The following is a 13,777-nucleotide window of genomic DNA, read 5'->3' as shown; positions in this document are numbered from 1 at the left end:
TCAGGAATCTCCGTGCAGTCGCCCGCGCAGCGCCTTGATGGCGCGATGCAGGTTCACTTTCAGGGCGCCGGTGGAGCGCCCGGTGAGTTCGGCGGTTTCGGCCAGCGAGCGTTCGCGCAGGCCCAGGTGCTCGACCGCCTCGCGCTGGCCCGGCGGCAGCGTGGCGATCGCCTCGCGCAGGGCCGCGGCGCGCTGCTCGTGCTCGGTCGCCTCGCTGGCCTCGTGCTCGTCGGCGTGGTTTTGCAGCGCCAGCGGCTCGTGCCGCTCGCGGCGGTCGCGGCGACCGTGCTGACGCAGCGCGTCGATACTGCGACGGGCCGCGATGGCGGCCAGCCAGGCGTGGTAGGACCGCGACGGGTCGTAGGTATGGCGCACGCGGTGGAGGGTGATCAGGGTCTCCTGCACCACGTCGTCGAGCAGATCCACCGGCACGCCCTGTCGCCGCGCCACGCTGCGGATCACGCCCACCGACTCGCCCAGCACGCGCTCGTAGGCGACACGGTCGCCCGTCTGCGCGGCCGCCATCCATGCAGCGCGACGCAGGTCGGCCTGCTGGTTGTCGCTGAGCGATGAATCATCCACGCGCCGGATCGCGTCCCTGTGCGAAATCAGGGCGTCATCTACACCCATGACGAGGGCGTTGGTCAAGACGACGGACATCCGGCGCTCCGTGGCGGGCGTTCCTGCGGTTCGCTGCATCCCGGTCCGCGGTTACCCCGTAGAACCGCAGGTAACCACCGACGCGCCAGCAGCGAAGCGAACTTGCCCAACGGCGCCACCGAACCACCGTGAGGAAATGCGCATGTCCCGAACCCAGGAACTCTTGATGCCGCAGCGCCGTCGCCTGCTGCGCGCCACCCTCGCCGGTGGCGCCCTGGCGGCGCTGGGCGGCCTGATCCTCATGCCGCGGCTGTTCGCCCGCGACCGCGGCGCCGCCGCGGCCGCCGAGCCGGACGAGGCGGGGATGGTCACGCTGCAGTGCTACGCCGACGACGGCCGCGCGCTGGGGCCGTGCCAGGTGAAGCGCCTGGTGCTGAGCGAGGCCGAATGGCGCCGCCGCCTCTCTCCGGCGGCGTACTACGTGATGCGCGAGGACGGCACGGAGCGCGCTTTCAGCGGCGAGCACGAGAAGCCCGACCGCCCCGGCCTGTTCCGCTGCGCCGGCTGCGCCACCGCGCTGTTCGATGCCGCCACCGAGTTCGATTCCGGCACCGGCTGGCCGAGCTTCTGGCAGCCGATCGCCGCGGCCAACGTGATCGAGAAGCGCGACAGCACCTTTGGCATGGTACGCACGGAAATCCGCTGCGCCGGCTGCGACAGCCACCTCGGCCACGTGTTCGACGACGGCCCGCGCCCCACCGGCCTGCGCTACTGCATGAACTCGGTGGCGCTGCGCTTCGTGCCGCGCGGCGCAGCGTGATGAAGTTGGCCCGTCAGCCTCGGCTCGCTCGCGGAAACATCATCGGATCACTGCGCGGCTGTCGCTGTTGACCGACGCCAGTCACGGCCGTCGGGTCGAGCCATAGGCAGCGAGCAGCCCGGGCTCGTCGAACAGGCCGTCCGGAAGCAGGTAGCGCGGCAGGCGGCCGTCGGCGAGCAGATCGCGGATGCGCGAAGCGGAGACGGCCAGAGGCGTCACGTCGAGCAAGATCACGCAGCCGGCCGGGAGCGTGTGCAGGGCGCCGGCGATCTCCACCCGCCGCCCGTCCACCGCCGCATGCAGCGCCTCGGGCCACGCCGGCGGGTCGCCGGGACGGCTCAGCACGCCGACATGCGCCAGATCGAACAGCTCCGGCCAGCGGTGCCAACAGGTGAGTCCGGCGAAGGCATCGGCGCCCACCAGCAGCACCAGCGGTCGCGTGCCGTGCTCGGCGCGCAGTGCGGCAAGCGTATCGACGGTATAGGAAGGCCCTTCGCGCTCCAGCTCGCGCAGATCCAGGCCCAGCCGGTCCTGGCCGGCCAGCGCGGCGCGCAGCATCGCCACGCGCTGCTCGACCGAAGCGATCGGCGGCGGGCGGTGCGGCGGCACGCTGGCGGGCACCAGCCGCACCTCGGCGTCGAGCAGCTCGCTCGCCTCCCAGGCCACGCAGAGGTGGCCGATGTGCACCGGATCGAAGGTGCCGCCGAGGATTGCCAGCGGCCTCATGCCAGCGCGGCAGCCGCCCGCGGTTCGGCCATGGCGGCAATCAGCCGCTCGGCCTCCAGCCACGCGTCGCCGGACTCGCGACCCTTGGCGATGCGGTCGATGCGCGCCGCGCGAGCCAGGCACTTGAGCCAGTGCTCGCGCGGCGCGCGGCGCAGCGCCTGACGGAACAGCTGCTCGCGCGACTGCCACAGCCGCTCGGCCCTGGCCTGGGCGGCGAAGTCGCGCGCGTTGGCCAGGCGCAGCGCCAGCTGCAGCTGGTTGACCACCCAGCCCATCAGCGGGATCAGCTCCTCGCCTTCGGCGCGCAGTCCGGCCAGCACCCGCAGCGCACGTCCGCCGTCGCCGGCGAACGCGGCATCGGTGAGCTTGAACGCGTCGTAGCGCGCGCTGTCGGCGACCAGCGATTCCATCTCGGTGGCATCGATGCGGGCCTTGCCGTCGTGCAGCACGACGAGCTTGTCGATCTCCTGCGCGGCGGCGAGCAGGTTGCCCTCGACCCGCTGCGCCAGCAGCGCCGCCGCGTCGGGCGTGGCGCTGAGCCCGCGCGAGGCGAGCCGCGCGCCGATCCAGCTGGCCCACTCGTGCGGTCGCGGTGCGTTGAACAGCACCATCGCACCGGCGGCGTCGAGCTTCTTGCTCCAGGCGCCGTCGTGCTTGCTGCTCCACTCCATCGCGGTGATCAGCAAGGTGACGTCGGGCGGCGGGTTTTCGCAGAACGCGGTGATCGCCTTGGCGCCCTCGACGCCGGGACGGCCGGTGGGCAGGCGCAGGTCGATCAGACGGCGCGTGGCGAACAGCGACATGCCGGCCGCGGCGCGGGCCAGGTCGTCCCAGTCGAAGTGCTGGCCGGTTTCGAGCACCTCGCGCTCGCTGTAGCCCAGTCGGCGTGCCTGCGCGCGCAGCGCATCGGCGGCCTCCAGCACCAGCAGCTCTTCACCGGCCAGCAGGTAGACGCTGTGCAGGCGGTCGCCGGCCAGCGTCTTCTGCCACTGTGCGGGCGCCAGCGGCATGGCTTACGGCGTGCCGGCCGCCGCGGCGTCGGCGCGCCTGGCGGCCGCCTGCAGGCGGAACAGGATCGACTGCACCATGTCGTCGACCAGGCTGCGCTGGATCTCCTCCACCTGCGCATCGTTGCCGATGGTGTTGGTGGCGTCGTAGCTGTACTCGCGCGACATCTGGATGTCCTGCGGCGGCAGCAGCACCTTGCCGCTGGCGGCGGTGACGCCGAATCGCACCCGGTAATGCACCGAGTATTCGGTGACGCGCGCGCCGCCGCTGATGCTCAGCGTGTCGGTACTGAAGCTCGCCTGCGGCACGGCCAGCTCGGCCACACCGGGACCGCCGACGTCCTCGATGCTGATGCCGGCGTTGCGCAGGGCGCGCGCCAGGTTGCGCTGCAGGTCGCCGCCGTTGTTCACGGTGAGGTGGATGCGCTGCATCGAGGGCGGCAGCGCCACGCTCTGGCGCAGATGGAATCCGCAGGCAGACACCAGCAGGGCGAGGACCAGCAGGGACGACAGCTTCACGAAGCGGCTCATGGATTTCATCCTGCGACGATGTTGACGATCTTGCCCGGCACCACGATCACCTTGCGCACCGTGAGGCCCTCAAGATACGCGAGTACCTGCGGATGCGCGCGCGCCAGCGTCTCGGCCTCGTCCTTCGAGGCGCTCGCCGCCACCTCGATGGTGCCGCGCAGCCTGCCGTTGACCTGCACCGCCAGCGTGAGCGAGTCGCGCACCAGCGCGGACTCGTCCACGCGCGGCCACGGCAGGGTTTCGAGCACCGCCTCCGGGTGGCCCAGCACCTGCCACAGCGCGTGGCTCAGGTGCGGCGTCACCGGGTTGAGCAGCAGCACCATCGCCTCCAGCGCCTCGTGGCGCACGGCGCGGCCCTGTTCGCTCATGTCGCTGAACTTGCCCAGCGCGTTGAGCAGTTCCATCAGCGCGGCGATCGCGGTGTTGAAGGCGTGGCGGCGGCCGAAGTCGTCGGTGACCTTCTGGATCGTCTCGTGCAGCTGGCGGCGCAGCGCCTTCTGCCCGGCATCCAGCGCCACCGGATCGACCCCCGGATGATCCGGCTGCGCGGCATGCGTGGTCACTTCGCGCCAGAACCGGCGCAGGAAGCGCGCCATGCCCTCCACGCCGGCCTCGCTCCACTCCAGCGACTGCTCCGGCGGCGCGGCGAACATCGAGAACAGGCGCACCGTGTCGGCGCCGAACTTGTCCACCATGCTCTGCGGGTCCACGCCGTTGTTCTTCGACTTGGACATCTTCTCGGTGCCGCCGATGTGCACGCGCCGGCCGTCCGCCTTCAGCTTCGCACCGACCACGCGCGCCTTCTCGTCGCGCTCGATCTCGACGTCGGCCGGATTGATCCAGTCCTTCGAGCCGTCGGCGTTGTCGCGGTAGAACGTCTCGGCGATCACCATGCCCTGGCACAGCAGGTGGGTGGCCGGCTCGTCCGACTGCACCAGCCCCGCGTCGCGCATGAGCTTGTGATAGAAGCGGAAGTACAACAGGTGCAGGATCGCGTGCTCGATGCCGCCGATGTACTGGTCCACCGGCAGCCAGTAGTTGGCGCGTGCGTCGACCTGTTCGTTCGCGCCCGGGCTGGTGTAGCGCGCGTAGTACCAGCTCGACTCCATGAAGGTGTCGAAGGTGTCGGTCTCGCGCTCGGCCGCGCCGCCGCACTGCGGGCAGGTGCACTTGCGCCATTCCGGGTCGGCCTTGATCGGCGACTGCACGCCGCCGCCCCTGGAGTACACGTCCGCCACGTCCTCGGGCAGCACCACCGGCAGTTGGTCTTCGGGTACCGGCAGCGCGCCGCAGCGGGCGCAGTAGATCACCGGGATCGGGCAGCCCCAGTAGCGCTGGCGGCTGACGCCCCAGTCGCGCAGGCGCCAGTTGACGCGGCGCTGGCCCGTGCCTTCGCGCTCGAAGCGGGCCGCCAGCGCCTCGAACGCCTCGGCGTATTCCATGCCGTCGAGCTCGCCCGAATTCACCACGATGCCGCGTTCGGTGTAGGCGCCTTCTTCCTGGATGCGGCGCTCGAAGTCCTCCACCACGCGCACGGCGGAAGATGTGCCGTAGGCGTCCGTGCTGCGCCCGCGCAGCGCCGCACGCATCGGATCGGAGCCCACGCCCTGCGCCAGGTCGTGCTGGATTTCGGCCAGCGCATCGACCACCGAGCGATCCACGATCACCATCCTGATCGGCAGGCCATACTTCTTGGCGAATTCCCAGTCGCGCTGGTCGTGGCCGGGCACCGCCATCACCGCGCCGGTGCCGTAGCCCATCAGCACGAAGTTGGCGACCCACACCGGGATCGGCTCGCCGGTGAGCGGATGGATCACCTTCAGCCCGGTGTCGACGCCGCGCTTTTCCTGCGTTTCCAGTTCGGCCTCGGACACGCCGCCGTGCTTCATCTCTTGCAGCACGCGGGCCACGCGCTCATCGGCCGCGGCAGCGCGCAACGCCAGCGGATGCTCGGCGGCGACGGAGACGAAGGTCACGCCCATCAACGTGTCCGGGCGCGTGGTGAACACGCTCAGCGGCTCGCCGCCGCCCTCGACCTGGAACTGGATCTCCAGCCCCTCGCTGCGGCCGATCCAGTTGCGCTGCATGGTCTTCACCGCGTCGGGCCAGCCCGGCAGCGTGTCCAGCCCGTCGAGCAGTTCCTGCGCGTAGTCGGTGATCTTCAGGAACCACTGCGGGATCTCGCGCTTCTCCACCAGCGCACCGGAGCGCCAGCCGCGACCGTCGATCACCTGCTCGTTGGCCAGCACGGTCTGGTCGACCGGATCCCAGTTCACCACCGAATTCTTGCGGTAGGCCAGGCCCTTGGTCATCAGCCGGGTGAACATCAGCTGTTCCCAGCGGTAGTACTCCGGGCGGCAGGTGGCGAACTCGCGCGTCCAGTCGTAGGCGAAGCCCATGCGCTGCAGCTGGCCGCGCATGTTGTCGATGTTGCGGTAGGTCCATGCGGCCGGCGCGGTCCTGTTCTTGATCGCAGCGTTCTCCGCCGGCAAGCCGAACGCGTCCCAGCCCATCGGCTGCAGCACGTTCCTGCCCTGCATGCGCTGGAAGCGGCTGATCACGTCGCCGATGGTGTAGTTGCGCACGTGGCCCATGTGCAGCGCGCCGGACGGGTACGGCAGCATCGACAGGCAGTAGAACTTGGGACGGCTGGCGTCCTCGCTCACTTCGTAGGCGCGCTCGGCCGTCCAGTACTGCTGCGCGGCGGTTTCCACCGCCTGCGGACGATAACCGTGCTCGCCCGCTTCGGCCCCGGCGGAAGGGGAACCCTGATCGTCGATGTTCTGCATGTGTCCAGTGCCGTTGATGCGTGAGGCGGCAGCGTCTGCGGCCGGTGGACCCGCCGCTGCACGTAGCCGACCAGCCTAGCCCAAGCGCCGAGCCCCCGCCAAGCCGGCGCCGACAAGCCGGCGCCGGCGGGATCGCGGAGGTTCAGCTGCCGGGGCAGCGCTCGCTGCCGGCCGCCAGCGCGCGCACCGCCTCGGCCACCTCGCCCGCCAGCCGGCCCAATGCCTGCTGATGGGCCTGCACCAGGGCGTCGTAGCCGGCGCCGGCCACAGCCTGGTTGAAGCGGCTGGTGCAGGCCAGCGTGCGTCCGGGCACATCGCCGCCGAGCACGCGCACGCTCCACGCCGCCTCCAGCAGCGCGTACCCCCCGGGCTGCGAATCGAAGCGGCGCACGTCGACCTTGATCCGCGCCACGCCGGTGCCTTCGTGGGCCAGTCCGCTGACGTCGGGACGGCCCAGCGCCTGCGACAGGTCGGCCGACAGCGCGCCGCGAATCTCATCGCCCAGCGGGGCGATCCAGCGATGACCTTCAAGCAGCGCCACCCCCTGCCCGCCCTGGCGGATCACCAGCTGCGGCTGGTCGTCCTGTGCCGGCACCCCCACCGGCAGCAGTTCGAACGGCAGCCCCGGCAAGGTCGCGGCAGGCACGTCGGCGGCGGGCGCGATCAGCGTGTAGTAGTGCGTGGGCGCCGAGGCGCAGGCACCCAGCGCCAGCGCGGCGACGACCGGCGCGAGGCGACGGGACAGCAGATGGATCAGGCGCGTCATGGCTGGCTCCCGGCAGCGGGCTTGGGCGGGTTGGATGGCGCGGGTCTGGACGGCGCCGGATCGGCCTTGCGGCCGCGGATCAGCGCCTCCGGATGGGTGCCGAGGTAATCGCTGAACACGCGCAGCGAGCGCGCCATGCGCTGCAGTTCCTGCAGCGTACCCTGCAGGTTCTGTTGCAGCGGCGAGTCGGGCGACAGCGCGCTGCGGGTGGTGCCCAATGTCCGGCGGGCGTCCTGGAGCGTGCCCTTGAACTCCGGCAGCATCTCGCCGTGGACCTGCTTGAGCGTCTTGTCCAGGTTGGCCAGTGCGTCGTCCAGATGCACGCCGATGCTGTCGAACGGGATCTTGTGGATCTTGTCGACGATCTCGACCAGCTGCTCCTGCAGCTTGTCGAAGCTGCCCGGCGCGGTGGGGATTTCCAGCGGACTGGCGGAGGCATCGAAGTCCACCCTTGGCGCCTTCGGCAGGAAGTCCAGCGCGATGTACAACTGACCGGTGAGCAGGTTGCCGGTGCGGACCTGCGCGCGCAGGCCGTGGGCGACCAGCTTGCCGATCATCGGCGCCAGGTCGCCGCCCTCGCCGTGCGCCCGGGCCTGGGCGGCGAGCTTGTCGTAGGCGCGGCCGAGACGCTGCGGATAGATCACCGCCCCGACGGTCACCGGGAAGCGTTCGCGCTTGGCGTCATAGTCCATGTTGATCGACGCCACCCGGCCGATGTTGATGCCCAGGAATTCCACCGGCGCATCCACCGCCAGCCCGCGCAGCGACTGGTCGAAGCGCATGCGGATGTATTGCGGCGGGCCGTCCGGCGGCGCCATGGCGGTGGTCTTGTCGCCGAACAGGCGATAGCTGGAACCCTCCGGCGCGGCACTGGCGTCGTGCGGCCCGGGCGGATCCTGGAACGCCACGCCGCCGGCCAGTACCGCGGCCAGCGATTGCGTATCCACCTTCAGGCCGTTGGCCCCCAGCGACACGTCCAGCCCGCTGGCGTTCCAGAAGCGCGACGACCTGGTCACGAACCGGTCGTACGGGCCGTCGACGAAGATCTGGAAGGTGACGCCCTTGCCGTCCTTGTCCAGCGCATACGACGACACCCGCCCGACCTGGATGCGGCGGAAATATACCGGCGAGCCGATGTCCAGCGAGCCGAGATCGTCGGCGTGCAGCGTGAAGCGCCTGCCCGGCGCGCCGTGGGTCACCGCGGGCGGCTGCTCCAGACCCGTGAAGTGGTCGCGTTCCTCCTTCGAGGTGCCCACGTCGGCGCCGATGAAGGCACCGGAAAGCAGTGTGTCGACACCGGACACCCCGCCCAGGCCGATGCGCGGGCGCACCACCCAGAAGCGGGTATCGGCCATGGCGAAATCCTCGGCGCTCTTGTCCAGCGCCACCCGCACGCGGACCTTGCTGCGATCCGGACTCAGGCTGATGCGGGTGACCTTGCCGATCACCACGTTCTTGTATTTCACCGGCGTCTTGCCCGAATCGAGCCCCTCGGCCGAATTGAACGTGATGCTGATGTTCGGCCCGGCCTGCAGCCAGGCGTTGACCACCAGCGACAGGCCCACCAGCGTCGCCAGGATCGGCACCAGCCAGATCAGCGAGGCGCCAATGCGGCGCCGCTGCACCACGGGCTGCGGCAGGTCGTCGCCGGACGGAGCGGTTTCTTCAGTCATCGTCGTCCTTCGTTGTCCCAGATCAGGCGCGGATCGAAGCTCATCGAGGCCAGCATCGTCGCCACCACGGTCAGGCCGAAATAGATCACCCCCGGCAGCGGCTCCACCTGGCTGAGCACGCCGAAGCGCACCAGCGCGGTGAGCAGCGCCACCACGAACACGTCCAGCATCGACCAGTAACCGATGAATTCCACCAGCCGATAGAGCATCGCCCGCTGCCGCTGCGCCCAGTCGCTGCGGCGATGCACGCTGACCAGCAGCAGACCCAGCACGAAGAATTTAAGCATGGGCACCACGATGCTCGCCGTGAACACGATGACCGCCAGGTCCGGCGAGCCCTTCACCCACAGCTCCACCACGCCGCTGAGAATGGTGTTGTCGTCCACGTCGCCCAGGCTCACCGTGCGCATGATCGGCAACAGGTTGGCCGGCAGGTAGAAGATGAAGGCGGCGATCAGCAGTGCCCAGGTGCGGCTGAGGCTGGCGGATTTGCGCCGGTGCAGGTGCGCCCCGCAGCGCGGGCACGCCAGGTCGTCGCCGTGCGGGTCGCGGCACACCAGTCCGCAGACGTGGCAGCCGATCAGGCCCAGCTCGCCGGCCCGCGGCAGCGCGCTCACCGGCGCCGCTCCCGCGTCACGTCCCACAGCTGGCGCAGGTCGATGCCGCCGAACACGGTGATCAGCAGCATCAGCGCGCCGTAGGCGAAGATGCCTGGATCGGGCACCACGTCGAAATACACGCGCGCCTTGACGATCGCCACCATCGCGCCGAGCACGAATACCTCGCTCATCGTCCACGGCCGCAGGTAATGCAGCGCGATCATTGCGCTGCGGAAACCCGGCCCGCGCTCGCCGCGGCGGGCGAACCAGAACACCCAGCCGAACAGCGCCATCTTCAGCAGCGGGAAAAAGAACAGCGTCAGCGCGGCCAGCACCGCCACCACTTCGGCGTGCTGCCGCCACATCGTGACGATGGTGCCCCACAGCGTGGTGCTGCTCGGACGGCCGTTGAATTCCAGCGTGACGATCGGCCAGATGTTGGCCTGCACGAACACCACCATCGCCGTGGCGGTGAGCGCGAGCAGCTGGTCGGGACCGAGCCGGGGATGACGTTCGAGCACGAAATTGCAGCGCTCGCAGCAGGCCACCTCGCCGCGCGCCAGCGGGCGACGGCGGTACACCGTGTCGCAATGCTCGCAGATGAGCAGCCCGGCGGTGGTCGATGGCGTGGTGGTGCCCATGCGGGTCGTGCCGTGTTCCGAGCAGGTCATCCCGGCGATTCTCGCAAATCTCGCCGTGCGGCGCTGAACCGGATACGACCACCGCGGACGCCGCGCGACCCTTGATATGCTGGCCGCTGCCCTGATCTTCGGGCGCCATCGCCGCCTGGAGCATCGCCGTGACCGATTCCGCCCTTCCGCACGTCTTCGACGTCACCCAGGAAAACTTCGAAAGCGACGTGCTGCAGGCCTCGCTGGATACCCCGGTGCTGGTCGACTTCTGGGCCACCTGGTGCGAGCCGTGCAGGACGCTGGGTCCGCTGCTGGAGCAGCTCGCCGCCGAGTACAATGGCGCCTTCCGGCTGGGCAAGCTCGACGTGGACGCGCACCAGCAGCTGGCCGCGATGTTCGGCATCCGCTCGATACCCACCGTGATGCTGGTGAAGGATGGCCAGATCCTCGACGGCTTCGCCGGCGCGCTGCCGCTGGGCCAGCTGCGCGAGTTCCTGTCGCGCCATGTGCGGCCGCTGGAGGGCGCGCCGGCCGAGGAGGAAACCGCGGCCGGAACCGGCGAGTCGCCGGAAGATGCGGTGAACCGCCTGCAGCAGGCGATCGCCGCCGCCCCGGAGCAGGACGAACTGAAGCTCGATCTCGCGCTCGCACTGATGCGCGTGGGCAACGTCACCGGCGCGCGCGCCGAGCTGGACGCCCTTCCGGCCAGGTTCGCCACCGACGCGCGGGCGATGCGCCTGCGCAGCCAGCTCGAGCTGGCCGGTGCGCTCGACGGCGCCCCCGATCTCGCCACCCTGCGCCAGCGGGTGGCCGCCGATCCGTCCGACTGGGCCGCGCGCGACCTGCTCGGCGTGCGCCTGCTGCTGGAGGACGATGCCGCCGCAGGCCTGGACCAGTTCCTCGCCATCCTGGAAAAAGCGCGCGACTGGAACGACGGCGCCGCGAAGAAGCGCCTGCTCGCCGCCTTCGCCACGCTGGACGATGCCGAACTGGTCGGCCGCTACCGCCGCCGCATGGCCTCGCTGCTGTTCTGATCGGCCACGGGCGGGCGCGTCGCCCGGCGTTGGCTCGTGACCCGGCAAGGCGTGGCCGTGCTCATCGGCGACCCGAGCGATGGGAACCGGCGGTGTGCATACCCTGTCCGGTCTGCGGCCATCGGACCGTCGGGGCTGAAGCCCCTCCCACACGGTGCCGGTGAGCACGCAGGGAACTGTGGGAGGGGCTTCAGCCCCGACCGATCACGGCGTCAGCAGACCTCAGGCAGGCCGGGCTCTCCACGCATTCGCCAGCGCACCCATACGCCACTGTATGGCAAACTCTCGCGCTTCCGCCTCGACCCCGCACACATGCGCCCCAGCACCTTCCGCCGCCTGCTCAACCTGTGGCCGCCGTTCCTGTGCAACGGCATCCGCGTGCTGGAGCTCGGCGACGACTGGCGCGAGGCGCGCGTGGTGCTGCGCCTGCGCCGGTGGAACCGCAACTACGTCGGCACACAGTTCGGCGGCAACCTGTTCGCGATGACCGACCCGTTCTGGATGCTGCTGGTGATGCACCATCTGGGCCGCGACTACCTGGTGTGGGACAAGGCTGGCACCATCGATTTCGTGGCGCCCGGCCGCAAAGACGTCTACGCCCACTTCAAGCTCGAACCGGCAGTGGTCGATCAGTTGCGCACCGCGGCGGCGGGCGGTGACAAGGTGCTGCGCTGGTTCGAGACCGACATCACCACCTTCGACGGCGAGGTGATCGCCCGCGTGCGCAAGCAGCTCTACGTACGGCTGCGGCCCGCCAGGCGCCGGACCGGTGACGCACCGGATTGATCCTGCGTAATACCCGCGCCGCCCGGGCAGGCATGCTGAAAAAGTCCTGAAAGAGTCCTGCGTCACATTGGCGTGATATTCGGCAGGATGCCCCCACCCCGCGGCCTTTTTCGACATGCTGAGTGCCCACTCCGGCGCCCCTGCCCCACGATCCCTCCAGGCACGCGCCGAGCGCGCCAGCCTGCTCTCGCTGCTCGTCACCCTGCTGTGGGGCGTGGCCTGGATCGCCGGCCTGATGCGCAGCGCCCTGGGCGAGCCCGATGAAGGCCGCTACGCGGAGGTCGCCCGCGAGATGCTCGCCAGCGGCGACTGGATCACGCCCCGGTTGAACGGCTTCCTGTTCTTCGACAAACCGCCGCTGCACTACTGGGGCACTGCGCTGGCCTATGTGCTGCTGGGCACCGAGCCGTGGGTGGCACGGCTGTGGAGCGCACTGACCGGCGCGCTGGCGATCGGCGCCATCGCCTGGGCCGGCTGGCGCGTGTGGAACCGGGCGACCGGGCTTTACGCCGCCGCCATTCTCGGCAGCGGCATGCTGTTCGCCGTCGGTGCACACCTCGACACGCTGGACCTGGGCGTGGCGGCATTCCTCGCACTGGGCATGGCCTGCTTCATGGTGGCGCAGTTCGATCCCGCCTCGGCGCCTCACCGCACGGCGATCAATCTCGGCATGTGGGCGGCGCTGGCGCTGGCGGTGCTCTCCAAGGGCCTGGTCGGCGTGGTGCTGCCGGGCATGGTGCTGGCCGTCTACATGCTGTGGCAACGCGACTGGCGCGTGCTCGGGCGCATTTCGCTGCTGCCCGGCCTGGCGCTGCTGCTGGCGGTGTCGGCGCCGTGGTTTGTCGAGGTGACGCGACGGCATCCGGAGTTTTTCGACTACTTCTTCATCCGCGAACACTTCACCCGCTTCCTCACGGCCGCCGACAACCGCGGCAAGCCGCCTGGTTTTTTCATCCCGGTGGTGTTGCTGGGGCTGTTTCCCTGGACCGCCCTGGTGCCGTTCACCCGCAGCGGCTGGCAGGCGATGTGGAGCGGGGCGCCGGCGGAGCGGCTGCTGCTGGCCTGGGTCGGCGTGGTATTCGCGTTCTTCTCGCTGTCGCACTCGCAGCTGCCGCTCTACATCCTGCCGCTGTTTCCGGCCGCGGCCCTGCTGCTGGGTCGCGCCGCGGCCCGGCTTCCGCAGGTGGCGCTGGCGCGGCGCATGCGCGTGACGGGCTGGCTCGCCGGGGTCGGCGCGGTCGCGGCGCTGGTCGCGGCCCTCACCGGCGCGCACGATGCCGCGCACGCCGGCATGCCGATGGCGCTGGGCGGCCTGGCCGCGGGACTGGCGGTGATGGCGCTGGCCGCCGCGTATGCCGCCTGCCGGCTGTCCCGGCGCGACCACCATGATGCGGCCGTGCATGGGCTTGCGCTGGCCGGCATCGTCGGCTGGACGTTCGTCATGCTGGCATCGCAGGCCTGGGTCGGGCCGCGCTCCGCCGAGCCGGTGGCCCGGCTCATGGCGCCTGCACTCGCGGCGGACACGCCGGTCTACATGGTCGGCGGTTTCGTCCGCGGCCTGCCGTTCTACCTCGGACGCCCGGTGACCATCGTGGCGCAGCAGCGCGACGATCTGACGCCCTTCATCGACTCCCGCCCGGACGGCTACCTGCCCACCCTCGCGGCCTTCGAAGCGCGCTGGCGCGCCTCCGCGCACGGGGTGGCGCTGGTCAGCGAGCGCGACATGGCCGTGCTCGCGCAGCGTGGATTGCCGCACGTGGTGCTGGGCCAACTGCCGACGGGTGTCGTCATCGCCCGCCAGCCGGCCCGGTGAG

13 protein-coding genes are annotated in these 13,777 nt (G+C 70.3%); 4 read left to right on the top strand and 9 right to left on the bottom strand.

The features are described 5' to 3' along the window. Positions 1 to 660, bottom strand: a complete 660-nt coding sequence (locus tag ACO2Q2_RS03790) for an RNA polymerase sigma factor (RefSeq protein ID WP_423254437.1) — start codon at positions 658 to 660, stop codon at positions 1 to 3. Positions 661 to 802: 142 nt separating this feature from the next. Here ACO2Q2_RS03790 and msrB point away from each other — a divergent pair, with 142 nt between their 5' ends. After that, entirely contained in the window at positions 803 to 1,420 is a 618-nt protein-coding gene (gene msrB, locus ACO2Q2_RS03785; RefSeq protein WP_423254436.1) for a peptide-methionine (R)-S-oxide reductase MsrB, read from the top strand. A gap of 81 nt (positions 1,421 to 1,501) precedes the next feature. Here the strand turns inward: msrB and nadD are convergent, their stop codons facing one another. The 8 genes from nadD to ACO2Q2_RS03745 form a co-directional block, all read right to left on the bottom strand. Then, positions 1,502 to 2,146, bottom strand: coding sequence for a nicotinate-nucleotide adenylyltransferase (gene nadD / locus ACO2Q2_RS03780; RefSeq protein ID WP_423254435.1), 645 nt, complete (start codon positions 2,144 to 2,146; stop codon positions 1,502 to 1,504). After that, positions 2,143 to 3,156: a DNA polymerase III subunit delta gene (holA, locus tag ACO2Q2_RS03775; RefSeq protein WP_423254434.1), complete on the bottom strand. Its 1,014-nt coding sequence runs from the start codon at positions 3,154 to 3,156 to the stop codon at positions 2,143 to 2,145. The genes nadD and holA overlap by 4 nt, the downstream gene beginning before the upstream one ends. 3 nt (positions 3,157 to 3,159) lie before the next feature. Next, the gene (lptE, locus tag ACO2Q2_RS03770; RefSeq protein WP_423254433.1) at positions 3,160 to 3,684 is read right to left on the bottom strand and encodes an LPS assembly lipoprotein LptE; all 525 of its coding nucleotides are present in this window, start codon (positions 3,682 to 3,684) and stop codon (positions 3,160 to 3,162) included. A gap of 5 nt (positions 3,685 to 3,689) precedes the next feature. Further along, positions 3,690 to 6,473 (bottom strand): leucine--tRNA ligase, encoded by a 2,784-nt coding sequence (gene leuS / locus ACO2Q2_RS03765; protein WP_423254432.1) that lies wholly within the window; start codon positions 6,471 to 6,473, stop codon positions 3,690 to 3,692. A gap of 142 nt (positions 6,474 to 6,615) precedes the next feature. Beyond that, positions 6,616 to 7,239 (bottom strand): PqiC family protein, encoded by a 624-nt coding sequence (locus ACO2Q2_RS03760; RefSeq protein WP_423254431.1) that lies wholly within the window; start codon positions 7,237 to 7,239, stop codon positions 6,616 to 6,618. Further along, positions 7,236 to 8,912 (bottom strand): intermembrane transport protein PqiB, encoded by a 1,677-nt coding sequence (locus ACO2Q2_RS03755; protein WP_423254430.1) that lies wholly within the window; start codon positions 8,910 to 8,912, stop codon positions 7,236 to 7,238. The genes ACO2Q2_RS03760 and ACO2Q2_RS03755 overlap by 4 nt, the downstream gene beginning before the upstream one ends. After that, complete coding sequence (locus ACO2Q2_RS03750) at positions 8,909 to 9,529, bottom strand: paraquat-inducible protein A (RefSeq protein WP_423254429.1); 621 nt, start codon at positions 9,527 to 9,529, stop codon at positions 8,909 to 8,911. Before ACO2Q2_RS03750 ends, ACO2Q2_RS03755 begins: the two co-directional genes overlap by 4 nt. Then, positions 9,526 to 10,152, bottom strand: coding sequence for a paraquat-inducible protein A (locus ACO2Q2_RS03745; protein WP_423254470.1), 627 nt, complete (start codon positions 10,150 to 10,152; stop codon positions 9,526 to 9,528). The genes ACO2Q2_RS03750 and ACO2Q2_RS03745 overlap by 4 nt, the downstream gene beginning before the upstream one ends. Positions 10,153 to 10,310: 158 nt before the next feature. Between ACO2Q2_RS03745 and trxA the strand changes: the two genes are divergently transcribed. The 3 genes from trxA (at position 10,311) to ACO2Q2_RS03730 (ending at position 13,776) form a co-directional block, all read left to right on the top strand. After that, the gene (trxA, locus tag ACO2Q2_RS03740; protein WP_423254428.1) at positions 10,311 to 11,177 is read left to right on the top strand and encodes a thioredoxin; all 867 of its coding nucleotides are present in this window, start codon (positions 10,311 to 10,313) and stop codon (positions 11,175 to 11,177) included. Positions 11,178 to 11,489: 312 nt separating this feature from the next. Then, the gene (locus ACO2Q2_RS03735; protein ID WP_423254427.1) at positions 11,490 to 11,963 is read left to right on the top strand and encodes a DUF4442 domain-containing protein; all 474 of its coding nucleotides are present in this window, start codon (positions 11,490 to 11,492) and stop codon (positions 11,961 to 11,963) included. Between the two features lie 115 nt (positions 11,964 to 12,078). Next, positions 12,079 to 13,776: a phospholipid carrier-dependent glycosyltransferase gene (locus tag ACO2Q2_RS03730; protein ID WP_423254426.1), complete on the top strand. Its 1,698-nt coding sequence runs from the start codon at positions 12,079 to 12,081 to the stop codon at positions 13,774 to 13,776. Position 13,777 lies beyond the last annotated feature (1 nt).

It is taken from the genome of Dyella sp. KRB-257 (assembly GCF_049445995.1).
In the GTDB taxonomy this organism is placed as follows: Bacteria; Pseudomonadota; Gammaproteobacteria; order Xanthomonadales; family Rhodanobacteraceae; genus Dyella_A.
Note: the sequence above shows the minus strand (reverse complement) of the source record. Positions and strands in the feature narration are given on the sequence as shown.

What these genes read in the sequence shown, in the direction of transcription:
- ACO2Q2_RS03790 (WP_423254437.1), bottom strand. Translation starts at nt 660, where the DNA reads ATGTCCGTCGTCTTGACCAACGCCCTCGTCATGGGTGTAGATGACGCC.
- msrB (WP_423254436.1), top strand. Translation starts at nt 803, where the DNA reads ATGTCCCGAACCCAGGAACTCTTGATGCCGCAGCGCCGTCGCCTGCTG.
- nadD (WP_423254435.1), bottom strand. Translation starts at nt 2,146, where the DNA reads ATGAGGCCGCTGGCAATCCTCGGCGGCACCTTCGATCCGGTGCACATC.
- holA (WP_423254434.1), bottom strand. Translation starts at nt 3,156, where the DNA reads ATGCCGCTGGCGCCCGCACAGTGGCAGAAGACGCTGGCCGGCGACCGC.
- lptE (WP_423254433.1), bottom strand. Translation starts at nt 3,684, where the DNA reads ATGAGCCGCTTCGTGAAGCTGTCGTCCCTGCTGGTCCTCGCCCTGCTG.
- leuS (WP_423254432.1), bottom strand. Translation starts at nt 6,473, where the DNA reads ATGCAGAACATCGACGATCAGGGTTCCCCTTCCGCCGGGGCCGAAGCG.
- ACO2Q2_RS03760 (WP_423254431.1), bottom strand. Translation starts at nt 7,239, where the DNA reads ATGACGCGCCTGATCCATCTGCTGTCCCGTCGCCTCGCGCCGGTCGTC.
- ACO2Q2_RS03755 (WP_423254430.1), bottom strand. Translation starts at nt 8,912, where the DNA reads ATGACTGAAGAAACCGCTCCGTCCGGCGACGACCTGCCGCAGCCCGTG.
- ACO2Q2_RS03745 (WP_423254470.1), bottom strand. Translation starts at nt 10,152, where the DNA reads ATGGGCACCACCACGCCATCGACCACCGCCGGGCTGCTCATCTGCGAG.
- ACO2Q2_RS03735 (WP_423254427.1), top strand. Translation starts at nt 11,490, where the DNA reads ATGCGCCCCAGCACCTTCCGCCGCCTGCTCAACCTGTGGCCGCCGTTC.
- ACO2Q2_RS03730 (WP_423254426.1), top strand. Translation starts at nt 12,079, where the DNA reads ATGCTGAGTGCCCACTCCGGCGCCCCTGCCCCACGATCCCTCCAGGCA.